The 26398-nt window shown below is 73.3% G+C and carries 27 protein-coding genes; 8 read left to right on the forward strand and 19 right to left on the reverse strand.

Annotated elements, in window-relative coordinates:
- The first annotated feature begins 180 nt into the window (after window positions 1–180).
- Window positions 181–1152, forward strand: a complete 972-nt coding sequence (locus tag HGB44_RS25045; protein ID WP_061081220.1) for an alpha/beta fold hydrolase — start codon at window positions 181–183, stop codon at window positions 1150–1152.
- Between the two features lie 76 nt (window positions 1153–1228).
- Here the strand turns inward: HGB44_RS25045 and HGB44_RS25050 are convergent, their stop codons facing one another.
- The gene (locus HGB44_RS25050; RefSeq protein ID WP_061081219.1) at window positions 1229–2245 is read right to left on the reverse strand and encodes a methyltransferase; all 1017 of its coding nucleotides are present in this window, start codon (window positions 2243–2245) and stop codon (window positions 1229–1231) included.
- 187 nt (window positions 2246–2432) lie between these two features.
- On the opposite strand from HGB44_RS25050, the gene HGB44_RS25055 reads away from it, so the two are divergent.
- Genes HGB44_RS25055 through HGB44_RS25065 form a run of 3 tightly spaced genes read left to right on the forward strand, consistent with a single transcriptional unit; the run spans window position 2433 to window position 3964 of the window.
- Window positions 2433–2948: a nitroreductase family protein gene (locus HGB44_RS25055; protein WP_210752144.1), complete on the forward strand. Its 516-nt coding sequence runs from the start codon at window positions 2433–2435 to the stop codon at window positions 2946–2948.
- Window positions 2929–3246, forward strand: coding sequence for a DUF6092 family protein (locus tag HGB44_RS25060; protein ID WP_061081217.1), 318 nt, complete (start codon window positions 2929–2931; stop codon window positions 3244–3246). Before HGB44_RS25055 ends, HGB44_RS25060 begins: the two co-directional genes overlap by 20 nt.
- On the forward strand, window positions 3230–3964 hold the full coding sequence (locus tag HGB44_RS25065; RefSeq protein WP_061081216.1) for a tRNA-dependent cyclodipeptide synthase: 735 nt from the start codon (window positions 3230–3232) through the stop codon (window positions 3962–3964). The genes HGB44_RS25060 and HGB44_RS25065 overlap by 17 nt, the downstream gene beginning before the upstream one ends.
- An 82-nt stretch (window positions 3965–4046) precedes the next feature.
- On the opposite strand, the gene HGB44_RS25070 is transcribed toward HGB44_RS25065, so the two are convergent.
- From HGB44_RS25070 to HGB44_RS25115, 11 genes are all read right to left on the reverse strand, one after another.
- Window positions 4047–5066: a methyltransferase gene (locus HGB44_RS25070; protein ID WP_061081215.1), complete on the reverse strand. Its 1020-nt coding sequence runs from the start codon at window positions 5064–5066 to the stop codon at window positions 4047–4049.
- Window positions 5067–5268: 202 nt separating this feature from the next.
- Window positions 5269–6126, reverse strand: a complete 858-nt coding sequence (locus HGB44_RS25075; RefSeq protein WP_082768412.1) for an NAD-dependent protein deacetylase — start codon at window positions 6124–6126, stop codon at window positions 5269–5271.
- 170 nt (window positions 6127–6296) lie between these two features.
- A complete protein-coding gene (locus tag HGB44_RS25080) occupies window positions 6297–6923 on the reverse strand; it encodes a dihydrofolate reductase family protein (RefSeq protein WP_061081214.1) in 627 nt (208 codons plus the stop codon).
- The gene (locus HGB44_RS25085; protein WP_061081213.1) at window positions 6920–7396 is read right to left on the reverse strand and encodes an SRPBCC domain-containing protein; all 477 of its coding nucleotides are present in this window, start codon (window positions 7394–7396) and stop codon (window positions 6920–6922) included. Before HGB44_RS25085 ends, HGB44_RS25080 begins: the two co-directional genes overlap by 4 nt.
- Window positions 7393–7731, reverse strand: coding sequence for an ArsR/SmtB family transcription factor (locus HGB44_RS25090; protein WP_061081212.1), 339 nt, complete (start codon window positions 7729–7731; stop codon window positions 7393–7395). The genes HGB44_RS25085 and HGB44_RS25090 overlap by 4 nt, the downstream gene beginning before the upstream one ends.
- Before the next feature lie 155 nt (window positions 7732–7886).
- Window positions 7887–8093 (reverse strand): hypothetical protein, encoded by a 207-nt coding sequence (locus tag HGB44_RS32145; protein ID WP_233458893.1) that lies wholly within the window; start codon window positions 8091–8093, stop codon window positions 7887–7889.
- A gap of 15 nt (window positions 8094–8108) precedes the next feature.
- Entirely contained in the window at window positions 8109–8675 is a 567-nt protein-coding gene (locus tag HGB44_RS25095; RefSeq protein ID WP_233458894.1) for a hypothetical protein, read from the reverse strand.
- Between the two features lie 269 nt (window positions 8676–8944).
- Complete coding sequence (locus HGB44_RS25100) at window positions 8945–12325, reverse strand: pyruvate carboxylase (RefSeq protein ID WP_061081210.1); 3381 nt, start codon at window positions 12323–12325, stop codon at window positions 8945–8947.
- 238 nt (window positions 12326–12563) lie between these two features.
- A complete protein-coding gene (locus tag HGB44_RS25105; RefSeq protein ID WP_061081209.1) occupies window positions 12564–13151 on the reverse strand; it encodes a DUF488 domain-containing protein in 588 nt (195 codons plus the stop codon).
- Window positions 13152–13156: 5 nt separating this feature from the next.
- Window positions 13157–13378, reverse strand: a complete 222-nt coding sequence (locus HGB44_RS25110; protein ID WP_061081208.1) for a hypervirulence associated TUDOR domain-containing protein — start codon at window positions 13376–13378, stop codon at window positions 13157–13159.
- A 94-nt stretch (window positions 13379–13472) separates the two neighbouring features.
- Window positions 13473–14144: a TetR/AcrR family transcriptional regulator gene (locus HGB44_RS25115; RefSeq protein ID WP_061081207.1), complete on the reverse strand. Its 672-nt coding sequence runs from the start codon at window positions 14142–14144 to the stop codon at window positions 13473–13475.
- Window positions 14145–14273: 129 nt separating this feature from the next.
- Here HGB44_RS25115 and HGB44_RS25120 point away from each other — a divergent pair, with 129 nt between their 5' ends.
- The 3 genes from HGB44_RS25120 (at window position 14274) to HGB44_RS25130 (ending at window position 16044) form a co-directional block, all read left to right on the forward strand.
- A complete protein-coding gene (locus HGB44_RS25120; protein WP_061081206.1) occupies window positions 14274–14747 on the forward strand; it encodes a hemerythrin domain-containing protein in 474 nt (157 codons plus the stop codon).
- A gap of 154 nt (window positions 14748–14901) precedes the next feature.
- Complete coding sequence (locus tag HGB44_RS25125; protein ID WP_061081205.1) at window positions 14902–15384, forward strand: hypothetical protein; 483 nt, start codon at window positions 14902–14904, stop codon at window positions 15382–15384.
- A gap of 87 nt (window positions 15385–15471) precedes the next feature.
- Window positions 15472–16044 (forward strand): suppressor of fused domain protein, encoded by a 573-nt coding sequence (locus HGB44_RS25130; protein ID WP_061081204.1) that lies wholly within the window; start codon window positions 15472–15474, stop codon window positions 16042–16044.
- A gap of 41 nt (window positions 16045–16085) precedes the next feature.
- Here HGB44_RS25130 and HGB44_RS25135 read toward each other — a convergent pair whose 3' ends face one another.
- The 3 genes from HGB44_RS25135 to HGB44_RS25145 all read right to left on the reverse strand — a co-directional run bounded on the left by HGB44_RS25135 (window position 16086) and on the right by HGB44_RS25145 (window position 20186).
- On the reverse strand, window positions 16086–17741 hold the full coding sequence (locus HGB44_RS25135) for a glycoside hydrolase family 10 protein (protein ID WP_455430061.1): 1656 nt from the start codon (window positions 17739–17741) through the stop codon (window positions 16086–16088).
- A 236-nt stretch (window positions 17742–17977) separates the two neighbouring features.
- Window positions 17978–19075: a hypothetical protein gene (locus HGB44_RS25140; protein WP_061081202.1), complete on the reverse strand. Its 1098-nt coding sequence runs from the start codon at window positions 19073–19075 to the stop codon at window positions 17978–17980.
- A gap of 67 nt (window positions 19076–19142) precedes the next feature.
- Window positions 19143–20186 (reverse strand): LacI family DNA-binding transcriptional regulator, encoded by a 1044-nt coding sequence (locus HGB44_RS25145; RefSeq protein ID WP_061081201.1) that lies wholly within the window; start codon window positions 20184–20186, stop codon window positions 19143–19145.
- Between the two features lie 439 nt (window positions 20187–20625).
- Here HGB44_RS25145 and manD point away from each other — a divergent pair, with 439 nt between their 5' ends.
- Window positions 20626–21840, forward strand: a complete 1215-nt coding sequence (gene manD, locus HGB44_RS25150) for a D-mannonate dehydratase ManD (protein WP_061081200.1) — start codon at window positions 20626–20628, stop codon at window positions 21838–21840.
- Between the two features lie 207 nt (window positions 21841–22047).
- Here manD and aztD read toward each other — a convergent pair whose 3' ends face one another.
- The 4 genes from aztD to aztB all read right to left on the reverse strand — a co-directional run bounded on the left by aztD (window position 22048) and on the right by aztB (window position 26389).
- The gene (gene aztD / locus HGB44_RS25155) at window positions 22048–23250 is read right to left on the reverse strand and encodes a zinc metallochaperone AztD (RefSeq protein WP_061081199.1); all 1203 of its coding nucleotides are present in this window, start codon (window positions 23248–23250) and stop codon (window positions 22048–22050) included.
- A 79-nt stretch (window positions 23251–23329) separates the two neighbouring features.
- Window positions 23330–24298 (reverse strand): zinc ABC transporter substrate-binding protein AztC, encoded by a 969-nt coding sequence (aztC, locus tag HGB44_RS25160; RefSeq protein ID WP_061081198.1) that lies wholly within the window; start codon window positions 24296–24298, stop codon window positions 23330–23332.
- Entirely contained in the window at window positions 24292–25491 is a 1200-nt protein-coding gene (locus tag HGB44_RS25165; protein ID WP_061081197.1) for a hypothetical protein, read from the reverse strand. Before HGB44_RS25165 ends, aztC begins: the two co-directional genes overlap by 7 nt.
- Complete coding sequence (aztB, locus tag HGB44_RS25170) at window positions 25481–26389, reverse strand: zinc ABC transporter permease AztB (protein ID WP_061081196.1); 909 nt, start codon at window positions 26387–26389, stop codon at window positions 25481–25483. Before aztB ends, HGB44_RS25165 begins: the two co-directional genes overlap by 11 nt.
- Window positions 26390–26398 lie beyond the last annotated feature (9 nt).

The following is a 26398-nucleotide window of genomic DNA, read 5'->3' on the forward strand; positions in this document are numbered from 1 at the left end:
AGGGGCGCCCTCCGGGGTAACCGGGAACGCCGGGATCACGGCCGCCTCCCGGAACGGACGCACCAGCCGCGCCCGGGGACACGTTCGGCCCCTGCCGCCGGGGACCGGGAGGCTCCGGGGTCCGCTGGGATAGCGTGACCGTGACCCCCCCACCCCTCAGCAACGAGGAGCGCGCACGCCATGAACGTGGAACACAGGGACGTCGAGGTCAACGGGATCCGGCTGCACGTCGCCGAACAGGGCAGCGGACCGCTCGTCCTGCTCCTGCACGGCTTTCCCGAGAGCTGGTACGCCTGGCGCCACCAGTTCGCCCCGCTGGCCGAGGCGGGGTACCGCGTGGTCGCCCCCGACCAGCGCGGTTACGCCCGCAGCGACCGGCCCGAGGCCGTGGACGCCTACACCCTGCCCCACCTGGTCGGCGACGTCGTCGCCCTCGTCTCCGCGCTGGGGGAGGAGGGCGCGGTCGTGGTCGGCCACGACTGGGGGGCGCCCGTGGCCTGGAGCACCGCCATGATGCGCCCCGACCTGGTCCGCGGCGTGGCGGGCCTGAGCGTCCCGCCGTTCCCGCCCGCCATGATGCCCCCGCCCTCGGCCGCCCGCGCCCTCTACGGCGAGAACTTCTACCAGGTCTACTTCCAGGAGCCCGGAGTCGCCGACGCCGAACTGGCGGCCGACCCCGCCTCGACCCTGCGCCGCATCCTGGTCACCGCCTCGGGCGACGCCCCCTTCGACGAGCCCCAGCTGTGGTTCGCCGCGGAGGGCGGCACCCTGCTGGACGCGCTGCCCGAGCCGGAGGAGCTGCCCTCCTGGCTCACCGAGGAGGACCTGGCCGCCTTCACGGCCGACTACTCCGACCCGCAGGCCTTCACCGGGCCGCTCAACTGGTACCGCAACAACGAACTCAACCAGGGGCTCATGTCGCCCTTCCAGGGACGCGTCATCGACGTGCCCGCCCTGTACGTGGGCGGGGACATGGACCTGGTCAGGGCCATGCGCGGCATCCCCGAGCTCCTGGAGAACCTGTCGCTGGTCGCGCCGGGGCTGCACGCCAGCGTCACCCTGCCCGGCTGCGGCCACTGGACCCAGCAGGAGCGCCCCGAGGAGGTCAACGCGGCCCTGCTGGACTTCCTCGCCGCCGTCCACGAGGGCTGAGGCGCGGCCCCGGGTGCGCGGCCCCGGGGGAGGACCGGGCCCCGCGCACCGGGGTGCGCGGGCCCCGGTGCGCCGATCAGGCGCGTACCGCCTCGACGATGCTGGTCCCGTTGCTGGGCAGGACACGGGTCAGCCTCAGCCCGGCCTGACGGAAGAGCTCGGCGAACTGGGTCCTGGTGCGCTGCTTGCCGTCGCAGTGGGCGAGCATGCTCAGGTCCATGAACTTGGCGGTCCGGGCCGGGCCGGGGGAGTCGGGCATCACCACCTCCGCGAGCAGGACGCGCCCGTCGCCGTTCATCGCCTCACGGCAGTGGGAGAGGATCCGCGCGGCGTCGCGGTCGTCCCAGTTGTGGATGACGTTCGACAGCAGGTAGGCGTCGCCGCCCTCGGGGACGGAGGAGAGGAAGTCCCCGCCGACGACGCGGCACCGCTCACGGACGTCCTCCAGCACCGGTCCGGCCTGGGCGACCACCTCGGGCCGGTCGAAGAGCACGCCGCGCAGGCCGGGATGGGCCGACAGCACGATGGCCAGCAGCCTGCCCCGGCCCCCGCCGACGTCCACGAGGGTGCCGTGCGCGCCGAAGTCGTAGCTGTCCGCCACACCCCGGGTGATCTGGGACGAGATGTCGGTCATGCCCTGGTCGAAGACGGCCGCGCTCTCGGGGTGTTCGTTCAGGTAGGCCCAGGGCGGTCGGCCGTGCACCTCCTCGAACACCGAGTGCCCGGTCCGCACCGCCCGGGCCAGGTGGGCCATGGTGGAGCGCTCGACCTGGCTGCCGACCCACCGGGCGTAGCCGCGCATGGAGTCGGCCGCGTCGCTGCGCAGGGCGCGGCCGATCTCGGTCAGCGCGAAGTGCCGCGGCGGCCCCTCCTGGACCAGGTCGAGGTCGGCGCAGGCGCGCAGCAGGCGGTGGAGGGCCTCGGTGTCGGCACCGACCCTCCCGGCGATCTCGTCGACGGGCAGGGGCTCGAAGGCCATGGCGTCGGGGACGCCGAGCTCGGCCGCCGCGCTGACGGCGGCCGCCACCCAGCTGGCGGTGATGAGCTCGAACAGTTTCGTGGCGGAAGGACTCAGGGGTGCAGGGGCGGACATCGCGGTCCTTTCGGGTGGTTCCCCTCCCGAGGTCGCGGAGAGGGGCGGCCAGATGCACCGGTGCGGCATCCATGAAGCCGTATAACAGGGTAAACTACGGAGCGTGCTCAGAAAATCGCATAGTGTGGACAAAGGTTCGAGTGGGGCGGACGCGAACCGACAGTCCCCCCAGCGGTCATCACAGGTCCTGCAGACACTGACCACCCGCCGTGCCGTGCGCGCCTTCACCGACCGGCCGGTGGACGACTCCCTCCTGGAACCCATGCTGGACGCCATGCTCGCGGCCCCCTCGGCGTCCAACAAGCAGGCGTGGGCCTTCGTCGTCGTCCGCGAGCGGCGCACACTGAGGCTGCTGCGCGCCTTCTCCCCCGGCATCATCGAACTCCCGCCGCTGGTCGTGGCGGCCTGCTTCGACCGCTCGCGTGCGGTGGGGGGCTCCGGTAGCTCCAGGGAATCCTGGGACGAGGGCATGCTCTGCGTGGCGATGGCGGTGGAGAACCTCCTCCTGGCGGCCCACTGCCTGGGGCTGGGCGGATGCCCGTCCGGAAGCTTTCGCGCGGGCCCCGTCCGCAGGCTCCTGGGCCTGCCCGACCACCTGGAACCACTGCTCCTGGTTCCGGTCGGGCACCCCGCCCGGCCACTCGCCCCCGCACCCCGACGAGACCGGACAGAGGTGGTCAGCCATGAGCGCTGGGGAGACTGACGCCCGACGTGTCGGCGAGGAGCTCCTCCTGCTCGCCGCCTACCTGCTCAGCAGCGGCCGCGGCCTGCTGGACGAACCGCGCCAGTACGGCACGTTCCGCTGCCTGGACGCCGCCCGCCGCGTCCTGGCCCTCGCGGCCGGAACCGGCCCGCACCACCCGGACCTCGACGCCCTGCGCGGTCGGATGGACGACGTCATGTGCGGGGCGATGGACGACCACGAACTGGACACCCTGCTCGACCAGCTGTGCGAGCGGCTGGCGGCCGTCCTGGAGGATCCCGATGTCATCTCCGACTGAGCCGCGGCCGCCCGACGCGTCCGCGGACGGCTTCGACGTCCTGCCCTTCACCGGTTCCTGCCGTCGCGTGTTCGCACGGGGGGAGCACGCGCTCATCGGGGTCAGCGCGGGGAACAGCTACTTCAGCCAGCAGCGGCTCGCACGGCTCCTGCACTGGGCGCAGCGGCACTTCGCCGAGGTCGACGTGCTCTACACCGACCTGCACCTGGACACCATGTACATGGCGTCCGGCAGCAGCGGGGAGCACGCCGCGTCCCGGGCCAACAGGGCGCTCAAGGACGTGCGGCGCCGCATCCGGCGCGCCGTGGAGTCGGCCGCTCCGGCCGCGGGGAACGTGCGCGTGCGCGCCCTGTCGCAGTGCACGGAACTGCCCGGCTACCGGGAGGTCGAGTACCGCCTCGACCAGGAGTACGCCGCCGATCCCCGCGTCCGCCGCTGCTGGGAGGAGCACGTGCGGCGGGTCCTGGGCGCGCAGCCGGATCCGGACGGGGCCAGGTTGCGCGCCGGACTGGCCTATCTGCGCGCCGAACTGCCCTTCCTGCTCAGCACCCCCAAGGTACTGGAGGTGCCGTCCTCGGTGTCCTGCTACCACGACCTGCTACCGATCCTGTCCACGCTGCGCGGCGTCACCTCCTGCTTCCACCCCGGACAGGGCCACGTGGTCGTCCGCCCGGTCGGTTGGTGCCACCCCTCCCCGGAGTCAGCGGTATCCCTGTGACCGCCGCACGGTGGCGACCCGCCCGGGCGCCACCGTGCGGAGCGGTTTCGGAAGGGGCGTGGTCCCGGGCGCGACGGGGACGCTACGCGCGGCGGACGTCCATGACCGACTCCCCGTCCTCGACCCGGTGCACGGCGTGCAGCGCGAGGTCGGCCTCGGCGAACAGTTCCTGGTACTCCTCCGCCGTGCGCAGCGGGGCGCCGTAGAGCACGAGCATGTACAGGCTCATCGCCTGGAGGAAGGGGGTGGCGCACTCCCGCTGCGGAAGGTGCCCGATGATCAGCAGCCGGGACCGCTCACCCATCGCCGCGCGGACGTTGCTCAGGATTCGTACCGCTTCCGGCCGGGGCCAGTTCTGCATCACCCGCGCCATCAGGTAGACGTCCACTCCCGTCGGCACCCCGTCGAGGAAGCTGCCCCCCACCACGGCGCACCGGTCCGCCACGCCCCGCTCCCGCAGCAGCGGCCCGGCCCCGGACACCACGTGCGGAAGGTCGAACAGCACCCCCTCCATGCTCGGGTGGTGCCGCAGGACGGCGGCCAGCAGCGCGCCCTCTCCTCCGCCGAGGTCCGCCACACGCGCCGCGTCGGACAGGTCCACGTTCTCCAGGAGGGCGTCGACGGCCACGGACGTGTTCATCGCCCTGGTGAACAGCGACGCCGCCTCCCGCTCCTCCTCCAGGTAGGCGAACAGCGGGTGGCCGGTGTGCACCTCGAAGGCCGTACGGCCGGAACGCACCGCCTGCGACAGGCAGGTCCACGCCTGGAGGAAGGCGCCGTGCGTGCACATCCGGAACAGGTCGTACAGGCCGCTGGGGTCCCCGGCACGCAGGTGCCCGCCCGCCGCCGTCAGGGCGAACGACCCGGGCGCCGGCTCCGAGAGCAGCCCGCTCACCGTCCCGGCCCGCAGCACCGCCGTCAGAGTCTGCTCGGGGACCCCGGTGCGGCGGACCAGGTCCGCCACCGGGCGCGGCCCGTCCGCCAGATCCTCCACCACGTCCAGTTCGACTATCGCGACGACGGCGTGCATGAGCATCGCCGACGACACCAGTCGGTTCAGCGGCAGGTCCGTGCGCTCCGCGCGTACAGTGGCCTCGTCCATCGCACCCACAGTCGGTCCTCCCGGGGGACGTCGTCATCGAGGTCGACGCGGCTACCCTTCCGGGACACGGCGCCGACCTCTCAAGACTACGCGGAGTGCGCGAATCTGTTCTCTGGGTTGTGGAAAACGTGCCGGGGCGGGAACGGCCCCCGCCGCGGCCGGGGCGCGTGCGCGGCGGCCGGGAGAACGGAGGGCCCGGGGTTCAGGGGGTGCGGGCTCCGTCGGCGGCGTAGGCCTCCACCAGAGCGGTCAGCACCTGGGAGCAGCCCGCGTCGACGGTGAGCGCGGCGACGTCGTCGGCGCGGGTGGCGCCCCGGTTGAGGATCACCACCGGCTTGCCCTGCTCGACGGCGCGCTTGACGTAGCGCCGCCCCGAGAAGACGGTCAGCGACGAACCCGCCACCAGCAGCGCCCGCGCGCCGTCCACCATCGCGTAGCCCTCCAGCACGCGCGCCTTGGGCACGTTCTCGCCGAAGTAGACGATGTCGGGCTTGAGCACGCCGCCGCAGCCCTCGCAGTCGGCCACCCGGAACCCCTCGGTGGAGGCCAGGACCGCGTCGGCGTCGGGGGCGACCTCCACGTCGGGGACCCCGTCGGCGAAGCCGGGGTTGAGCGCGCTCAGGCGTTCGGCCAGGCTCTCGCGGGAGACCACGGCCGAGCAGGCCAGGCAGACGACGCGGTCGTAGCGGCCGTGCAGGTCGATCACCCGCCTGCTGCCCGCGGCCCCGTGCAGGGTGTCCACGTTCTGGGTGATGACGCCCGCCAGGGCGCCGCCCGCCTCCAGCGCGGCCAGCGCGCGGTGGCCGTCGTTGGGGCGGGTCCGGTGCACGTGGCGCCAGCCCACGTGGTTGCGGGCCCAGTAGTGGCGGCGGAACGCCGCGTCGCCGACGAACTGCTGGTAGGTCATGGGCTTGCGCGGCGGTGAGTCCGGGCCGCGGTAGTCGGGGATGCCCGAGTCCGTGGACAGGCCCGCGCCGGTCAGCGCGACCACCGGGCCCGAGCCGAGGACCTCGCGCATCCGGGCCGCCAGGAGGGCCGGGTCGTCGAGCGTGTTCCTCACGCCTTCGAGGGTACGCGGCGCCCCGGTGCGGGCGCCGCCACCCCGCCGGGTGCGGTTGCCGTCCCGCCGGTCACCGCCTCAGCGTGCTCCAGTGCCTCCACGGCCCACGCCGACTCCGCTCTGGTCGTCGTGGCCTTGTACCGGTGGCGGGTTTCCGGCGGCGGCTGTGTTCAGGTGAAGGCGGTGACGCCCTCGTACTCTCCCTGGCGGGCTTGGCCGACGACCTCGTACTCGATGAGCAGCAGGCCGTTCGGCGTGGCCTCGTGGCGCACCAGACGGAGATCGAGGGGTGCGCCGCGGTCCGTCAGCAGAGGCCGACCGGTGCGGATGACGGTGGGCGCGACCACCAGGCGGAGCACGTCGACCAGGCCCGCCGACAGCAGTGAGTCGCCGAGGCGGGCGCTGCCGTGGACCTGGAGTTCCCGTCCCGGCCGGGACCCGAGTTCGCCGACCGTCCGGACCGGGTCGCCCCTGAGGACGGTCGTGGGGTTCCAGTTCCCCTCGGTGAGGGTGTTCGTCACGACGTACTTCGGCAGGGTGTTCATCCGTTCGGCGAACGGGTCGGCCGGGTCGGTGATCCGCGGCCAGTCGCGCGCGAACGCCTCGTAGGTCCGCCGTCCGAGCAGCAGGCCGTCGGCGAGGTCCAGCCAGTCCGAGGCGCGCTGGACGAACGTCGCGTCCATGTGGGGAACGAGCCACCCGCCGCGTGTGAAACCGCCGCTGGTGTCCTCCTCCGGGGAGCCGGGCCCCTGGCTGACCCCGTCGAGCGTGACGAACTCGGTGAGGGCGATCCTCATCGCGGGGCCGTGCCTTCGGCGAGCGCGGCCAACTGGTCGGCCACCGACCCCCAGCCCTCGGCGAAGCCGAGCTTCTCGTGACGGGCGCGGGCCTCCGGGTCACCGTGCCGGACGAGGATCCGGTAGTCCGTGCCCTCCGGGTGGTCGTCCAGTGTGATCGTGGCGGTCATCGCGACCGGAGCGGGGGTCGCGGGGCGCCATGTGCCGTCGACCGCGTTGGTGAACACGATCCGTTCGAGTTCGTCGACGGCGAGGAAGCACGCGTCCGTGTGCGGGACGAACTCGTCCCCGTCGTCGCTCAGCCGGGTCACGAAAGCCCCTCCGGGCCGCAGGTCCAGGCGGTCCACACGGCAGAGGGACGGGGCCGGGACCCACCACTGCTCAAGCCGGGACGGGTCGGTCCAGGCGTTCCACACGGTTGCGCGCGGGGCGCGGATGACCCGCTCCAGGGCGAGGTCGAGGTCGGGGTTCACTGCCTTCTCTCCTTCGTGTCGGTGACGAACCGTTCGAGGCGGTCGGTGCGCCCCTCCCAGGTCCGGCGCTGCTCGGAGAGCCAGTCGTCGACGAGGGCGAGCCGTTCGCGGTTGAGCACACAGGTGCGCACCCGGCCGGACTTGACCGTGCGGATGAGCCCGTTCGATTCGAGCGTCCGCACGTGCTTCATGAACGAGGGGAGGGTCATCGGGAACTCGCTGGCGAGGTCGCCGACGCTCGTGGGCCCGCGGCCGAGGCGCCGGACGACGGCGCGCCGGGTCGGGTCGGCTAGGGCGAGGAACACCCCGTCGAGCTCCGCCGGATACTGTGCCATGCGGCTAAGTGTGCCAGCTCATGACGGTTAGCTCAAGGGCTAAGTGTTGGGTCGTGCGGACGACCGCGGACCTTCGCCGTCCGTTACGGGGGCTCACCTGTGGGGCGGCCCCGCAGGGGAGTCCGTCCCGTGTGGGCGCCGCCGCCCCGCCGGGGTCAGGCGGCGCGCTCCAGCTTCTCCACGGCGCGGGACAGGACCTCCTCGAAATCCTCCGCCATCCGCTCGTTCTCCTCGGTCGCCATCCGCACCCGGTGGGAGTCCATGCAGTCCATGTCGATCTCGTCCGGGCACGCCTCCATCAGCTCATAGGTCGACACGTCCGAGCTGTCCCCGGCGTTCATCCCCACCAGGACGAAGTACACCTCTCCTACCTGGCCCTACGCGGTGCGCGCGGCCATCGCCGTGCGCTCGCCGTACAGCGTCACGGAGAACATGCCCCCGCCCTCGGGGAGGGCGGGCGAGTCCCTGGAGACGAGTGCGCCCTCCATGCGGGTACCGCCCACGGACACGCTCATCCTGGAGCAGGTGTCCAGCAGGTGACCGAACCCGGTGCCCTCGACCGGAGCGTCGCCGAAGTCCCCCGAGACCAGGACGTAGCCGTAGACGGCCGAGCCCGACGAGGACCCGGACGGGGCCGCGATCTGGGCCGCCCCCTCGGCGGCCCCCGCGGGCAGCCGCCCGGTGCCCCCGTTGAGGACGGCGCCGCACTCGGCCGGTTCCACGTCGCCGAAGTCGTCGGTGCCCGCCTCACCGCCGAAGTCCACTCCCTGGAGCTCGTCGACGTCCAGCTCGTCGACGTCGAACCCGTCGGGGTAGGCGTTCGAGGACGGCAGCAGGGCCTCCAGGCGTGGGCTGTCCCGGAGGTCGAGCTGGGGGCCGCAGCCGGTGGTCAGGACCAGGGCCGCGAGGAGGGGCAGGGCGCCGTGGCGGTGCAGGGGAGCCAAAGGGGGAACCTTCGTCGTCGTGTCAGTGGTGTACCGACACGTTCCGACGCCGCCGGAACACGTGAGGTTCCCGTCCTCTCCTGGCCGAGTCCGGTCGGACCCCCGGCCCGTTCGGCCGGGCCCCGCCGAAGCCCCCGGTCGGGCTTCCGCCGAAGCCGCCCTTCCTCCGGCCGGGCCCCGGACAGCAGAGGGCCCGGCGGACACCCGCAGGTGCCCGCCGGGCCCGAACCGGTCGGCCGGACGGCCGATCCGCCGCCCTGGTGCCGGACTCAGCCGAGGCAGACCAGCAGGTCGCCGCCCTCCACCTTCTGCACCCGGTCGACCGCCACCCGCGTGACCGTCCCCGACACGGACGCGGTGATCGCGGCCTCCATCTTCATCGCCTCGATGGTGGCCACCGTCGCGCCGGCCTCAACCGCGTCGCCCTCGGCGACCGTCAGGGTCACCGCGCCCGCGAAGGGCGCCGCGACCTGCCCGGGGTCGCCTCGGTCCGCCTTCTCGGCGGCCCGCACCTGCGAGGCCAGGGCCCGGTCGCGGATCTGGAGCGGGCGCAGCTGGTCGTTGAGCGTGGCCATCACCGTGCGCACGCCGCGCTCGTCGGCCTCGCCCACCGCCTCCAGCTGGATGAGCAGCCGCACGCCCGGCGACAGGTCCACCGAGTACTCCTCGCCCGCGCGCAGACCGTAGAAGAAGTCCGCGCTGGAGAGCACGCTGGTGTCGCCGTAGGCGGCCCGGTGCTCCTCGAACTCCCGCGTCGGGCCGGGGAAGAGCAGCCGGTTGAGCGTGGCCCGCCGGTCCTCGGCCAGCCCCGCGCGGTCCTGCTCGCCCAGCTCCTGCGCGGCCCGCGCCTCGGACCGCCCCTGGAGCGCCCGCGTGCGGAAGGGCTCGGGCCACCCGCCCGGCGGAACGCCCAGCTCACCGCGCAGGAACCCCACCACCGAGTCCGGGACGTCGAAGCGCCCGGGGTCGGCCTCGAAGTCGGCCGGGGAGACCCCCGCGCCGACCAGGTGCAGCGCCAGGTCGCCCACGACCTTGGAGGAGGGGGTGACCTTCACCAGGCGCCCGAGCATCCGGTCGGCGGCGCCGTACATCGCCTCGACCTCCTCGAAGTGCTCGCCCAGCCCCAGCGCGACCGCCTGCGTGCGCAGGTTGGACAGCTGCCCGCCCGGGATCTCGTGGTGGTACACCCGGCCGGTGGGGGAGGACAGCCCGGCCTCGAAGGGCGCGTAGACCCGGCGCACCGACTCCCAGTACGGCTCCAGTTCGTTGACCGCGTCCAGGCTCAGGCCCGTGGCGTGCTCGGAGTGGTCGAAGGCGGCCACGATCGCCGACAGCGACGGCTGGGAGGTGGTGCCCGCCATGGACGCCACCGCGCCGTCCACCGCGTCCGCCCCGGCGTTCACCGCCGCCAGGTAGGTGGCCAGCTGTCCGCCCGGGGTGTCGTGGGTGTGCACGTGCACCGGCAGGTCGAACTCGCTGCGCAGCGCCGTGACCAGCTTCTCGGCGGCCGGGGCGCGCAGCAGACCGGCCATGTCCTTGATCGCGAGCACGTGCGCGCCCGCGTCCACGATCCGCTCGGCCAGCTTGAGGTAGTAGTCCAGCGTGTAGAGCTTCTCGCCGGGGTCGGACAGGTCCGAGGTGTAGCACAGCGCCACCTCGGCCACCGAGGTCCCGGTCGCGCGCACGGCCTCGATGGCCGGGCGCATCTGCTCGACGTCGTTGAGCGCGTCGAAGATCCGGAAGACGTCCACGCCCGTCTCGGCGGCCTCGCGCACGAACGCGTCGGTCACCTCCGTGGGGTAGGGGGTGTATCCCACGGTGTTGCGCCCTCGCAGCAGCATCTGGAGGCAGATGTTGGGCACCGCCTCGCGCAGCGCCGCCAGCCGCTCCCAGGGGTCCTCGGCCAGGAAGCGCAGCGCCACGTCGTAGGTGGCGCCGCCCCAGCACTCCAGGGACAGCAGCTCGGGCATCGTGTGCGCGACCACGGGCGCCGCGGCCAGCAGGTCGCGGGTGCGCACCCGGGTGGCCAGCAGGGACTGGTGGGCGTCGCGGAAGGTGGTGTCGGTGACGCCCAGGTTCGGCGACTCGCGCAGCCACCGCGCGAACCCCTCCGGGCCCAGCTCCGCCAGGCGCTGGCGCGAACCCGGGGGCGGCGACCCGGCGGCCTCGGGCAGCGGTGGCAGCTTGGTGGCGGGGTCCACCAGCTGGGGGCGCTCCCCGTGCGGCTTGTTCACCGTGACGTCGGCCAGGTAGGTGAGCAGGCGCGTGCCGCGGTCGGCGGAGGGCCGCGCGGTCAGCAGGTGCGGGCGCTCCTCGATGAAGGAGGTGGTGATCCGCCCGGCCTGGAAGTCGGGGTCGTCCAGCACCGCCTGGAGGAAGGGGATGTTGGTGGCGATGCTGCGGATGCGGAACTCGGCCACGGCCCGGCGCGCCCGGCTGACCGCGGTGGCCAGGTCGCGGCCCCGGCAGGTGAGCTTGACCAGCAGCGAGTCGAAGTGCGGGCTGATCTCGGTGCCCGCCGCGGAGGTGCCGCCGTCCAGGCGGATGCCCGAGCCGCCGGGGGAGCGGTAGGCGCTGATGGTCCCGGTGTCGGGGCGGAAGCCGTTGGCGGGGTCCTCGGTGGTGATGCGGCACTGGAGCGCGGCGCCGCGCACGTAGACGCCCTCCTGGGAGATGCCCAGGTCGGACAGGGTCTCGCCGGAGGCGATCCGCAGCTGGGACTGCACCAGGTCCACGTCGGTGATCTCCTCGGTCACCGTGTGCTCAACCTGGATGCGCGGGTTCATCTCGATGAAGACGTGGCTGCCGTCGGCGCCGACCAGGAACTCGACCGTGCCCGCGTTGCGGTAGCCGATCCGGCGGGCGAAGCGCACCGCGTCCGCGCAGATGCGGTCGCGCAGGTTCGGGTCGAGGTTGGGCGCGGGGGCCAGCTCGATGACCTTCTGGTGGCGCCGCTGGAGGGAGCAGTCGCGCTCGTAGAGGTGCACGACGCCGCCCTCGCCGTCGGCGAGGATCTGTACCTCGATGTGGCGGGGGTCGACCACCGCGCGCTCCAGGAACACGGTGGCGTCGCCGAACGCGGCGGCGGCCTCGCGCATGGCGGCCTCCACCGACTCGCGCAGCCGCTCGGGGTCCTGGACGCGGCGCATGCCCCGCCCGCCCCCTCCGGCCACGGCCTTGACGAAGAGCGGGAAGCCGATCCGCTCGGAGGCGGCCACCAGGGCCTCCACGTCGTCGGAGGGCTCGCTGGACTCCAGGACGGGCACGCCCGCGTCCCGGGCGGCGGCCACGGCGCTGGCCTTGTTGCCGGTCAGTTCCAGCACGTCGGCGGGCGGGCCCACGAAGGTGATCCCGGCGCGCTCGCACGCGCGGGCCAGCTCGGGGTTCTCCGACAGGAAGCCGTAGCCGGGGTAGACGGCGTCGGCCCCGGCCCGGCGGGCTGCGCCCACGATCTCGTCCACGGACAGGTAGGCGCGCACCGGGTGGCCGGGTTCGCCGATCTGGTAGGCCTCGTCGGCCTTGAGCCGGTGCAGGGAGCCGCGGTCCTCGTGGGGGAAGACGGCGACGGTGCGGGCGCCCAACTCGTAACCGGCGCGCAGCGCGCGGATGGCGATCTCGCCCCGGTTGGCCACGAGCACTTTACGGAACATGGCGCACTCCTCCTGGTCGGTCAGGCGTGGTGCCGGGGGCGGAAGGACCGGCACCGTCGCCGGGGCCCGCGGCCCGCGGCCGGATGGAACACCCGTACGTTAACCAGAAGAGGGTTCGGTAAAACCCACCGGGGCCGTCCTTCGCGCTGAGTACGGCTCCCGGCGGGCGTTCCGGGACGCCCGCGTGTCGCGTGCGCCGCCGGCGCCTCGGCGCGCCCCGCCCGGGGCCGGGCTCACGTCACACCCGGGGAGGGGCGTCCGTCCGGGCGGCCTCGTCGCCGCTCGCGTCCGCAGGTCGCGCCGGGTAGGTGACGACGTGGTCGGCGCGCACGACGGCCCCCGGCGTGAGCCGGGCGGCGTCCACGCGGTGAGCGGCCAGGACGTGGAGGACCTCGTGGCCGCGGGCGAGCAGGTGGTCGGCGATGATGCGCCGGTGGCACCGCCACCACACCGCCTCCGAGCACATCACGGCGGCGCGGTGGTCCGCGCCCGCCTCACGCAACCGGGCGAGCCCCGAGCCGAACTCGGCGGAGAGTCCGTGGTCGGCGTAGTTGTGGAAGCTGCGGTTGCGCCAGAACCCGTTGACCTCGGGGGAGACGTCCTTGGCGACCGGGCGCCGACCGCCGAGTTCCGCGACGCGCGAGTAGCGTACGCCGACACCGCGCAGGGACTCGGCGAGGACGTCCTCGTCGAACTGCGGATTGCGGCGCGAACCCGGGAGCCTGCGCACGTCGACCACCACGTGCACGTCGTTCTCGTGCAGCAGTGCGGCGAACTCCTCGAACGTGCGGTCGGAGTGGCCGACGGTGAGGAACGGCGACGCCATCGCGGCTAGCCGTCGTCGGACACGCGGGTCAGGGCCCCGTCCTTGTGCGCCGCGACGTGGTCGGTCCTGTCGCTCCTGATCTCGTACTGCGGCTCGTCCTCGGAGGCGCGGCGCGTACGGCCCCTGAACGCGAAGTCGCTGGTGTGGACCCTCGTGATCGTGCCGGACACCCGTCCGGCCTCGGAGTTCCAGCTCACATGGTCACCGACGTCGAAACGGCGTGTCATCGCCAGCACCCTTCCTCCGGTCGTGGTGGGACGGACCCTCGCCTACCCCGGACGGCCCCGGGGTATGCGGGCGGGACTCCCGGCGCCCGCCGGTTCAGCCGGGAGGCGTGAGCGTGTCCGGTGACAGCGCCAGCGCGCCGGGCAGGGCGTCGAAGGCCGCGGTGACCTCGGCGACGAGCGTCGCGGCGTCGCCGGTGCGGCCGCTGTGCCGGTAGGCGCGCACCCAGTTCATGCTCCCGTAACGCACCGCGGCCAGGGCCATCTCACTGACCAGCCGCAGCCGCACGTCCGCGCGGCTGTCGGCGCCGGTCGCCTTTTCCAGCAGTTCGGTCAGCCGCACCCGGAGGGCCTGGACGGCGCCGGCGTGGTGGGCGTTCAGCGCCGGGTTGTGGGCGACCAGCTTCCGGGTGGCCAGGTAGCGACCGGTCCAGTCGTCCGGCAGGCCGCGCAGAGCGTCCGCGTAGCAGTCGCGCAGGAGGGACAGGAGGGGGCCGGTGACGCTCACGCGCTCCACCTCGGCTGCGTAGGCCTCCCACAGCTCGCCCTCGGCGGCCATGGCGACCTCCTCCTTGGAGGAGTAGTAGCGGAAGAAGGTGCGCACCGACACCTCGGCCGTGGCCACCAGGTCGTCCAGCGTAGTCTCGTCGAAGCCCTGTTCCAGGAACATCCGCAGGGCGGTGTCGGCGAGCACGCGCCGCGTGCGCAGCTTCTTGCGCTCGCGCAGGGGGAGCGCGGACTCCTCGTTCCGGAAGGGCTCGGCGGTCATCGGGCCAGGATACGGCGGGCCCGGCCGAGGTCGGGAGAAAAACCCGTTGCCTCAATGTGCCAGTCACTGGCAGTATGCCATCACTGGCGTTTTCTCGAACGCCTCCGCCCCTCCACCGAGAGAGAGCACATGAGCGACCAGACCGCCGCCCCCGTCCCCGAGGGACAACGCATCGAGGCGCTGGGCGACCAGCTCGTCAAGATCCACGACATGCTGCGGGACGAACTCGCCTCGCTGCGCCGAGACCTCGCCGGGGGAGGCGGCCCCTCCGGACTCCCGGCGCCCCTGGACCAGCAGCTGCGCAAGAAGTGCCTGTCCTTCTGCGACTTCCTGCACGGCCACCACACCGCCGAGGACGAGGGCGTGCTGCCCGGACTGGCCAGGAGCCACCCCGGGCTCGCGCCCGTCCTGGAGCGCCTGACCCGGGAGCACGTGGTCGTCAGCCGGTCGCTGGACCGCATCCGCGCGCTCCTGGAGGGCGACGACGCGGCCGGGGTCCGCGACGAGGTCGAGCGACTGGCCGCAGAGGTGGAGGCGCACCTGGACTACGAGGAGCGCCAGATCGTGGAGGCCCTGAACTCCTACGGTCCCGTCACGCTCTGAGGAGCGCCCCGCCCCGCGGTGCGGGGTCGGCCGCGCCCCCGCCGACCCGTACGCGCACCCGCGGCACCGACCCCGGATCGGCCTCCCCGGGAGCCGGGTCTAGTCTTCCAGCGAACGGAGCCCCCGCGCTCCACCAGGGAGAGGCGGACCAGCGGTGCGCGACACGGTACGGGTGCCCCCGTGGCTGAGGACGACCCTGTGGGCGCTGCGGTGGCCGATCGCGCTCGTGGTCCACTTCGCGGTCCTGGTCGCCCTGCTGCTGGGGTGGATGGTGGTCTTCCCGCAGCTGCACTACGGGACCATGGCGCTGACCATGGCCTCAGGGATCCTCTACGCGCCCTTCCACCTCCTGTTCCTGGTCGTACCGCTGTGCACGGCGGGCGAGTACATGGTCGACACGCGCGGCGGCAGCCGGGTGGGGTGGTCGCTGCTGCTGGCGGTGGTGCCGCTGCTCCTCGGGGCCGTGGTCCTGTACCTCCTCGTGCCCCTGGTGTGGGTGGTCTACATCATGTACTTCGCGACCGGGCTGCTGTTCAGCGTGACGGCCGTCTACTCGGCTCTGCCCAACCGCTCCGGCCGGGACGCGGAGGAGCGGACGGAGGACGCCGACGCCCGTGACGGGGACGAAAGGCCGTAGTCTGGCCGCTTCAGATGTCCGTGTATCGGGTGCTTCGGGGGCGCAGCGACCCCCGGGGGCCGAAGTCACAGCGAGGGGTCGGGTTCGTTGACGACCGGGGAGGACGCGCGGATCCGCGCGCTCGAACGCCACGTCCGGGAGTTCTGGCAGGGCCACGCCGTGGAGCCCGCCACCTGGGAGGAGGGACCCGTCCTCGACCGGGTCCCGGGCTTCGCCACCTACCGGGTGGCGCCCCGGAACGCCGGTGAGGGCTGGGCCTACGTGACGGTCGGCTCGTCCGTCCACGAGGCGGAGGGCGGCACCGAGTTCTTCCTCATGTCGCCGACCGCGGAGCAGGAGCACGCCGAGACCCTGGCCATGGTCAGCCACCTGCACTCCTTCGAGGAGTACCGGCTCGGCGTCGGCTCGGTGATCGACGTGGGCCGCCCGTGGGCGGAGGGATCGCGCATGGACCACCTCCTGGTGAGCCTGCCCTACCCCTACGGTCCCGCGCTGGAGTGGGCGCCCGCCGAGGCCGGGGGAGCGCGGTTCCTGTGGCTGCTCCCGGTCCACCGGAGCGAGGCCGCCTTCGTCGCGGCCGAGTCGCTCGACGCCTTCGAGGAGCTTCTGGAGGCGGAGGGCGTCAACGTACTGGACGCCGACCGGGCTCCTCTGGTGTGAGCCGACCCGGTCCGGTGTGAGCCGCCCGCCGCGCGCCGGGGTCAGCCGCGCGGGTCGGCGATCTCCCCGACCGGGCCCTCCACGCGGTAGTCGTCCAGCGCGGTGACCGCGTACGCGGAACCGGCCTCCTCGCCGCCCTCCTCGGCCTTCGCGGCGTCCTCGGCGGTGTGGCCGGGGTCCTCCAGCGAGGTCCCGCCGGTCACGCCCACGAGGTTGCCGGAGGAGAGCACGTCGCAGTACTCCTCCGGGTCGCCCGAGTCCGCCCGCGCGGCCTCCTGCGGGTCCAGGCGGTAGACGGCGTAGAAGCGCGCGTCCTCCACCCGCTCCCACTCCACCGCGGTGTGCTCGTCGGTGACCTCGGCGGTCACGTCCTCCACGGCGCCCGCCAGGGACCCGCCCCCGCGGTCCCCTCCCGCCAGGGGCGGCAGGGCGGGGTCGCCGTAGTGCTCGTCGGCCAGGTGCGCGTAGGCGTCCTCGGCCACGCCCGTGAGGGACTTGAAGGAGAAGTAGACGTCGCCGTCGACCTCGGGATGGTCGGAGGAGTAGTCCAGCTGGGTGCTCAGCGCGTCCTCGCCGGTCCAGTGGCGGTCACCGGCCCGGTACGCGCCCTGGCCGATGTACAGGTCCACGTCCGTGCCCTCGACCTGCTCGGCCCACCACGGCACCAGCTCCTCGTAGTCGGCGGCCTCGAAGCCCCGCTCCCAGTACAGCTGCGGGACCACGTAGTCGACCATCCCCTCCTGGATCCAGGCGCGGGTGTCGGCGTGCTGGGCCTCGTAGGACTCCAGACCCGAGGTGTCGGACCCGGCGGGGTCGTTCTCGGCGTTGCGCCAGATGCCGAACGGGGAGATCCCGAAGCGCACCCAGGGCTTGGCCTCCTCGATGCGCTCGTGCACGCCGCTGACGAACTCGTTGACGTTGTCGCGCCGCCAGTCCTCGCGGTCGTCGAAGCCCCCGCCGTGCTCCTCCCACGTCTGGTCGTCGTCGAACTCCTCGCCGTCCTTGGGGTAGGGGTAGAAGAAGTCGTCGAAGTGCACGCCGTCGACGTCGTAGCGCTCCACCACGTCCATGATCACGCGGGTCACCCACTCCTGGACCTCGGGCCTGCCCGGGTCGAGGAAGCCCTCGCCGCCGTAGCGCACCAGCCAGTCGGGGTGTTCCCTGACCGGGTGGTCCTCGGCCAGCTCCTCGATGTCGGAGTCCATGCCGACCCGGTAGGGGTTGAACCAGGCGTGCAGCTCCAGGCCGCGCTCGTGCGCCTCGGCCACCGCGTACTCCAGCGGGTCGTAGCCGGGGTCGCCGCCCTGCTCGCCGGTGAGGTACTTCGACCACGGCTCCAGGTCCGACTCGTAGACGGCGTCGGCGGTGGGCCGCACGTGCAGGAACACGGTGTTCAGGCCGAGCTCCACCGCCTCGTCCAGGCGCTGGTCCATCTCCGCCTTCTGGTCCTCGGCGGACAGGCCCGGCTCGGAGGGCCAGTCGATGTTGCCGACCGTGGTCAGCCACGCCCCGCGCATCTGCCGCTTGTCCTGGGCGGCCTCGCATCCGGCCGCACCGGGACCGGGGAAGGTGCCGGAGGGGGAGTGGGCGGCGCCGACGAGGGCGTATCCGGAGATCATGAGCCCCGACGCGGCGGCCGCGGCCACCCACCGGGAGCGCCAGCGCGGTGCGAGGCCGGCTCGTCGTCCAGGGGTCAAGGAAACTCCTCTGAGCTGCGTTGACATCCGTTTGACGTCACGTCGGGCATCAGAGTAGGCGAAGAAGTAACGTTTTGGACAACATGGACGGTTTTGGTGGTTTGAATCTCATCTGCCTGGGAAAAGCAACCTCCCGCCATCGGAGGCGGCCCGCGGTCCGGACCGTTCGCCGGGGCCGCGCGCGAGGAGGGCCCTCCCACCGCGGGCCGGAGCCGCCCGTTCCCCCGGCACACGCCTCAGACGGGGACGAGCGCGCCCGCCAGCAGGAGCACGGACACGAGTGCGGCCACGGCCCCGACCGCCACCAGGTAGTGGCGGGGCCTGGTGGTCCCGGGCATCCACGCCAGGACCGCGAGCACGGCGACCAGGGCCGTGACCCCGATCGGCAGCAGCAGCCGCCAGGCGCGGTCGAGGGAGTCCAGGGGCAGGTAGGGGTTCGCGCCGTACAGCGCCAGCACCAGGGCAGGAAGGCCGATCACCGCGGCCCCGGCCCCGACGGCCAGGGTGAACCGCTCCTGAGCCTCGGCCCCCTGCGACACCGCGAAGCTCGACATGCCGCCCAGCAGCGCCTGGAGCCGGTCCGCCTCCTCGGCCAGCTCGCGCTCCATCGCCTCGCAGTGCCGTACGCCCGCGCGCAGCCTCGGCATCCACGCGGGCTTCTCGCCCGGACCGGGGGCCGACTCGTCCCGCAGGCGCAGGTAGGCCGCCCTGTCCCACATCCAGACCCCCAGCCGCGCGCGGACCGCCTCCAGGGACTGGTCGCGCGCCCGGCCGACGGCGGTCGAGAGCTCCACCGCCACCGCGAGCAGGGGACGCAGCTGCCCGTCCGTCCGCCCGGCGAGGTGGTCGGCCATGCGCTGCTCCAGCTCGTAGCGCAGCTCCCGCAGCCGCAGCACCTCGTTGCGCGAGGACTCGGCGAACGCCTTGGCCATGGTCACCACCCGCGAGCGCACGTCCCCCGCGATCCCGTGGGCGGGTTCGGCCAGCGAGGCGGCGAGTTCGCCGTCGGGGCTCCCGGCGGCGGGCGGCTCCTGGCGCCAGCCGCCGCTCTCCGACCACACCGCCTGCACGGCCAGGACGACCAGTGGGGCGTCACCCTGCTCGGCGCGGACCCGGACATGACCGACGACGACCCGCCGCCGGCCACGGGGGCCGACCACCCGCAGCAGCGGGGCGGTCAGAGACACTCCTGGCTCCGGGGGGTTGGGCCCGTCCCGTCCGGGGGACTCCCCGGCGGACCGCACCCGCGCGTGCAGGATCCGCGCCTCGATCCCGTGTCCCTCCCTGCGGGGTTCGCCCGCGAGCACCCTCTGCCGATCATGCCTGGATTCCATGGCAGGAGACACTAGTGACCCGGCCTGCGGGCGTTTCCCCCGACCCGGGAGGAACATCCGGGCCCGCTCAGGCTCCGGGCGGCGCCGTGGACTCGCGCACCACGAGCCCGGGAGGGGCGATCGCGGGCACGTCGGCCGGTGTCCCGTCCAGCGCGGCGACGAGCGTCAGCGCGGCGGCCCGTCCGAGTCCCACCAGGTCGTGGCCGACCGTGGTCAGCCGCGGCTGCACGAGCGCGCCCAGGGGCAGGCCGTCGTGGCCGATGACGGACAGGTCCCGGGGCACCTCCAGCCCCCGTCTGCGCGCGGCGCTGATCCCGGCGATCGCCATCATGTCGTTGGCGAACAGGATCGCGGTGGGCCGCTCGGCCGCCGACAGCGCCTCGTCGGTGGCCGCGGCCGCCCCCTCGGTGGTGAAGTCGGGGACCGCCAGCACGGCGGCGGAGAGCCCGTGCCGCCGTGCCTGCTCCTCCACGACCCGGCGGCGGAAGCCGGTGTGCACGCGGTCCTCGGGGCCGCAGACGTAGGCCACGCGCCGATGCCCCAGCGAGGCCAGGTGCCGGACCGCCTCGACCAGCCCCCGCTCCTGGTCGGGGGCCAGCACCGCGGGGACCGGGTCGTCGCGCCAGGGCATGCCGATCAGCACGGAGGGGAGCCCGAGCCGCCGCAGCAGGTCGAACCGGGGGTCGTTGACCAGGCTCTCGGTGAGGATGACGCCGTCGACCCGGCGCTCCTCGGCCAGACGCCGGTAGGCGCGCCGTTCGGCGTCCTCCTCCTCGCCCACGATGTGCAGCAGCAGACCGTAGTCCAGGGGGGCGAGCTCGCGCTCGATGCCCGAGATCAGCACGCCGAAGTGCGGGTCGTAGGACAGGAGGTCGGGAGAGCGGCGCGAGACCATGCCGATGGCCCGGGTGCGCGCCCCGCGCAGCGCCACGGCCGCGGCCGAGGGGGACCACTGGAGCTTGTGCACCGCGTCGAGTACCCGCTGGCGGGTGGGCTCGGCGATGCGGCCCTTGTTGTTGACCACCTTCGACACGGCCGAGACCGACACCCCCGCCAGCGCGGCGACGTCGGAGATCGTGGGGCGGCCGGTGGATCCGCGGACGGCCGTCATGGCGCCTTCCGGCCGGACGGGGCACCGGGGGATCGTCCGCGCACCAGTACCGCTCCCTTCGCTGTCGCAGGCTCCCCCGCGCTCGCGCCGCCGTTCCCGGGTGTTGCGGGCCGGGCGGGGCCGGGGCGCGGACAGGTTACCAGTGGGTGTGTGGAGGGCTCCTCGGCCCGTGTCCGGGACGTCCTCGGGAAAACGGTGGACCTCACGTATCGGCGGACCATACCGCAGAGGGATCGGTTTTTCCAGGTCTCGACACCCGACTGGGAAAACGATATACCTACGACGTCAGGCACAGCGCGGGGAGTCGACGGCAAAGCGCGGCGCGACTCCGCCGGGCTCACCAGGACCCCGGCCCGCGGGGGCGCGCCACCGTCCGGCCGCCCCCGCGGCCCGGTTACGCCGGGTGTCGCGGTACACACCCACCCACGAGGAAGCACCCATGAGGATCACCTCCGCCGACGTCATCGTGACGTGCCCGGGACGCAACTACGTCACCCTCAAGATCACCACCGAGGACGGGACCACCGGCCTCGGCGACGCCACCCTGAACGGCCGCGAACTCTCCGTCGCCTCCTACCTGCGCGACCACGTCTGCCCCCTGCTCGTCGGCCGCGACTCCGGCCGCATCAACGACATCTGGCAGTACCTGTACCGCGGCGCCTACTGGCGGCGCGGCCCCGTCACCATGACCGCGATCGCCGCCGTGGACTGCGCCCTGTGGGACATCCTCGGCAAACAGGTCGGCAAGCCCGTCCACCAGCTGCTCGGCGGTGCCGCCCGCGACGGCGTCATGGTCTACGGCCACGCCAGCGGCCAGTCCGTGGACGAACTCCTCGACTCGGTCGGCGGCTTCCTGGACCAGGGGTACCGTGCGGTGCGCGTGCAGGCCGCCGTCCCGGGCCTGGAGAGCACCTACGGGCTGCACCACCCCGGCACCGGCCACACCTACGAGCCCGCCGACGGGGCCGTGCCCACCGACAACGTCTGGCACACCCCCGCCTACCTGGACTTCGCGCCCCGGATGATGGAGGCGGTCCGGGAGAGGTTCGGGTACGGCTTCCACCTGCTGCACGACGTGCACCACCGGCTCTCCCCGCTGGAGGCGGCCCAGCTGGGCAGGGCGCTGGAGCCCTACCGCATGTTCTGGATCGAGGACCCCACCCCGGCCGAGGACCAGGAGGCGTTCCGCACGATCCGCCAGCACACCACGACCCCGCTGGCGGTGGGAGAGGTCTTCAACACGATCTGGGACTGCCAGCACCTGATCACCGGGCGGCTCATCGACTACATCCGCACGTCGGTCTCGCACAGCGGCGGCATCACGCACCTGCGCCGGATCTTCGACCTGGCCGACCTGTACGGGGTGCGCACCGGCTCGCACGGCGCGGGGGACCTGTCGCCGGTGTCGTTCGCCGCGGCCCTGCACCTGGACCTGACCGTGCCCAACTTCGGCATCCAGGAGTACATGGGGCACCTGGAGCCCGCCAGCGAGGTGTTCCGGACCTCCTATACCTTCGCGGACGGCTACATGCACCCGGGCGACGCGCCGGGACTGGGCGTGGAGATCGACGAGGAGGCCGCGGCCCGCTACCCCTACGAGGCCCGGTACCTGCCGGTCAACCGCAGGCTCGACGGCTCGATGCACGACTGGTGAGGCGCGGCGGGGCGGGCGCGCGGGGTCCGCGCGCCCGCCCCGGCCAGGACGTCCTGGTGGCGTGACCGCAAAGGTCCGCCGGGACCCGCCCCATCCGTCGTGATCTTGTACCTATAGCGCGTCTCGACCGTCCAACCTCGCCATAAGTACAAGATCATCGCAGTTCAGGGCCCTTGCGTCACACCGGCAACGTTTCCGGTCGGTCCATCAGGAGGCGACGCCGCTGAGCTCGTTGGGCTCGGCGTCCAGGGTCACCGAGGCGGTGACCTCGCCCGACTCCAGGTCCAGCGCGTGGACCTGCTTCGTGGCGGGGTCGCTGACGTAGGCGGTGGCGCCGCGCACGAACAGGGCCGGGCGGGGCTGCTGCCACTCCAGCGGCTCCTGCCACTCGTCCATGACCTCGATGCTGTCCACGATCTCGCCCGCCCCGGGGTCGATCACGTGCAGGCTGCCGTCGGTGCCCAGGACCAGGGCCTCGCCGTCGGGGCCGCGGCCCAGGGAGCGGAAGGTGTAGCTGGCGGGAAGGTCGACCAGGGTCAGTTCGCCCGCGGCGGTGTCGACCAGGGCGACCCGCTCGGGGCGCTCCAGCTCGGCGTCGGGGTCGGTCTTGTAGTCGCCCAGCACGATCGGCGACTCCTCGCTCCCGGCCTGGTTGCCGATGCGCCCGTAGTCGTCGGGGCTGTCCACCTTGGTGAACTCGCCCCCCTGGTAGACCAGGACGCCGTCCTCGCAGCCGATGACGACCGCTTCGCCCTCGGCCGTGGTCTCGCCGTGCACGCCCGGGCACTCCTCGCTGCGGGCGACCTCCTCGCCGGAGGCGTCCAGGACGACGGCGCCGACGCGCTCCTCCTCGTCGCCCAGGGTCAGCAGCATCTCGCCGTTGGCCAGCTCCACGGCCACGCCGTGGTGGGCCTCCTCCGCGCTGTGCACGTCGGTCTCGGGCAGGCCGTCGCCGAGCGCGCCGGTGTCGAAGGCGGTGATCTCGCCGCTGCCGTCGGCGAACAGCACGGTCCTGCCCGCGTGCCGGACGACGTGGCCCGGGGTGTCGGCGGGGAAGAGGGTGTCGGTCAGCTCCGCGCCGGCCGCGTCCAGGACCTGGAAGCCCTCCGAGGTGGAGACGAGCAGGTGCCGGTCGTCGCCCGCCGGGTTGATCCGGTTGAAGCCCTCCAGGGCGATGTCCTCGACGACCTCCAGGCTCTGGCCGTCCAGGACGTACAGGCCGCCGTCGTAGGTGGTGACGACCGGGTTCTCCACCACGGCCTCCGCGGAGGCCCGCTCCTCGCCGTCCTGCTCCTGGCCGGCCTCCTCGCCGGTGCCGCATGCGGTCAGCAGCAGTCCTGCGGACAGCAGCACGGGCAGTGCCGCCCGCGCCGGGAACCGCGTCGTCGCGTTGTTCGTCGGGGTGTTCACGTTTCTCTCTTTCGGGGTGGAAGGGTCCGCTGCGGACGGGGGGAGGGGCCGCCGCGGTCGTGCCGGGCCCGGGGCCCGGTCAGTCGCCACGCAGTCCGGTGGCGATGGCCTCGGTGTTGGAGCGCATCATCTCCAGGTAGGTGGCCGCGCCCCCGCCCTCCTCGCTCAGCGACTCGGAGAACAGGGGGACGACCTCGATGTGCACGCCCGCCTCCTCCGCCATGGCCGTGGCCAGGCGGTCGGGCTGGGAGGAGTCGGCGAAGACCGCGTCGACGCCCGCCTCGCGCACGGCGTCGGCCAGGGACTTGAGGTCGGAGCTGCTGGGCGAGGCCAGGGTGGTGCCGCTGGGGATCACGGCGCCCACGACCTCGAACCCGTAGCGTTCGGCGAGGTAGCCGAAGACGTGGTGGTTGGTCACCAGGTTCCGCTTCTCCTCCGGGATCGCGGCGAACTCCTCGGCCATCCACGCGTCCAGCTCCTCCAGCTGCCCGGTGTAGGCCTCGGCGTTGGCGCGCACGGCCTCGGCGTCCACGCCGTCCACCTCGGCGACCACGTGCTCCGCGATCAGGTCGACCGCCTGGACGACCCTGTGCGGATCGGTCCAGAAGTGGGGGTCGGGCTCGCCCTCGTCCTCGTTGCCCGAGGCGTCGTCCCCGCCGGGGGAGAAGGCCAGGGGGTCGACCCGCGCGCCGACCTCCAGGGCGGGTATCCCGGCCTCCTCGGCGGCGGCGACGTTGCGCAGCACGCCCTCCTCCAGCCCGAGCCCGTTGTAGACCACGAGCGCCGCGTTCTCCACGAGCGCGGCCTCCTGCGCGGAGATGCCGAAGGAGTGGGGGTCGGCGTTGGGCTTCATCAGGACGGTGACCTCGGCCTCGTCCCCCACGACCGCACGCGTGAGGTCGCCCAGGATGTTGGTGGTCACCACGATCCCCTCGTCCCCGACCTCCGACGGGGAGCAGGAGGCCGTGCCGAGGAGGGCGGCCCCGGCCAGGGCGGACGCGGTCGCGGCTCGCAGGAGCGCCTTCGGCGTCGTCACGGCGGTCACCATCCCGTCTCGACCATGAGGTGCGGCGCGATTCCCGGGTCGAGGGTCCGCGCCACGCGCAGGTCGTCGTTGTAGTCGATCTCGTGCACCACACCGCGTCCGGTGTCGTTGACGTAGGCGCGGCTGGTGTCCGCCCGGATGACCGGGGCGTGGGCGGTGTCCGTGCCGTCGAGCAGGTCGGCGGAGGCGAGTTCCTCGCCCGAGGCCGGGTCCAGGGAGTGCAGGGCCCCGTCCTCGGTCAGGGCCAGGACGGGGGCGCCCGCGCCGACGGCCGTCGCGGTCACGGCGCCCTCCAGCTCCAGCGGGGTCCACCCGGGCTCGGCCAGTTCCAGGACCCACAGGTCGCCGCCGGTCGAGACCGAGGCCAGGGTCGCCGAACCGGGGCGGTGCCCGAACTCCTCGACCCGCTCCCCGGAACCCCCGGGATAGGCGACCACGCCGCCGGAGAACTCCCCGTCCTCCTCGGTGACGTGCAGGGCGCCCTCGTCGCAGCCGATGGCCGCCCCGCGCCGGGTGACGGCCTGGCCGAGGGGATCGGTGCAGGTCGCGTCGAGCGTCGCGACCGGGGAGCCCTCCCGGTCGTACACCTCGACCGCGCCCTCGGAGTCGCCTCCGGCCACCAGGAGGTGCTCGGCGAAGGGCAGGACCACCGCGGCGCCGTCGGGGACGGCCGCGGCCTCCTCGACCGACCCCTCCTCCAGCGCGGCCCGGTCGAGCACGGCGGCGCCGTCCGCCGCGGTGAGGGCGGTCAGGACGGTGTCGGAGGCCGCCCGGCCCGCGGCGAGGCCCTCCACGGTGCCCGCGAGCCCGACGCCGGTCCGGTAGTAGTGCTTGTGGTCTCCGTGGTCGACCGTCCACGACCCGCTGTCCACGACGGTGGTCATCCGGTGGTCGGATGAGTGGAGGTAGGCGAAGCGGCCGTCCCCGGCGATGCCGTCGAGGCCCTCCACGGGGCCGAGTTCCGTCGTCTCCTCGGTGATCAGGTCGAGCACCCGGACGTCTCCGCTGCCGGGGTCGGCGACCACGAGGCGGGACTGGGGCTCGGCGGCCTCCTCGGCGCCCTCGACGTAGCCGTGCGGGACCTCCTCCTCGGGCTGTCGCTCCGCGGTGTCCTGGGCGGCTCCGCAGCCGGTCAGCAGGACGAGGGCGGACAGTCCGGCAGCGCCCAGCGCGCCGGTGCGGTGTTCACGCCTCATGTGTCATCGGCCTCTCCATCTGTACGGGGTGGTCGGGGGTGGTGCCGGGGGGCGGGTCGGAGATCGGGGCGCGGGAGCCGCGCCCGCGGGAGCGCGCGGCCGCCGCGAGCGCCGAGGCGAAGAAGAAGGCGGTGGCCGTGGCGGCGATCGTGGCCCCGGCCGCCGTCTCCCAGTGCCAGGAGGCGAGCAGGCCGAGGAAGGTCGCGGCGCTGCCGAGCACGGCCGCGCCGAGCATGATCGCGGGGACGCTGCGCGCCCACAGTGCCGCCGCTGCCGGGGGCGCGATGAGCAGGCCGAACACCAGCAGCGTGCCGACCACGTGGAACGAGGCGACCACGGCCAGGGTGACCAGGCCGAGCAGGACGCCGTGGGCGGCCCGGGGCGCCAGCCCCAGGGTGGCGGCCTTGCGCGGGTCGAAGGCCAGGGCGAGGAAGGCCCGGTGCCCCGCGACCGCGACGACCAGCGCCGCGGCCAGCGCCAGCCCCAGGTGGACCAGGTCCTGTTCGCGCACCGCCAGGACGTCGCCGAACAGGAAGCCCGTGAGGTCGACCGCGAAGGAGGAGGAGTGCGAGACCAGGATGACGCCGAGCGAGAGCATCCCGACGAAGAGCAGTCCGATGCTCGTGTCCTGGGAGAGCCGGGAGGAGCGGCCCAGCGCGGTGACGCCCGCGGCCATCGCCCCGGCGGCCAGGGCCGCGCCCAGCATGAGGTTCTGGCTGAGCAGGGAGGCCAGGGCCACTCCGGGCAGCATCCCGTGCGACATCGCGTCGCCGAGGAAGGCCATGCCGCGCAGCACCACCCAGGTCCCGGCGACGGCGCAGATGAGGGAGACCAGGATCCCGCCCCACAGCGCACGCTGCACGAACACGACCCCGAACGGATCGAACAGAGCTTCCATAGTGGGACA

Source organism: Nocardiopsis alborubida, assembly GCF_012396365.1.
GTDB lineage: Bacteria > Actinomycetota > Actinomycetes > Streptosporangiales > Streptosporangiaceae > Nocardiopsis > Nocardiopsis alborubida.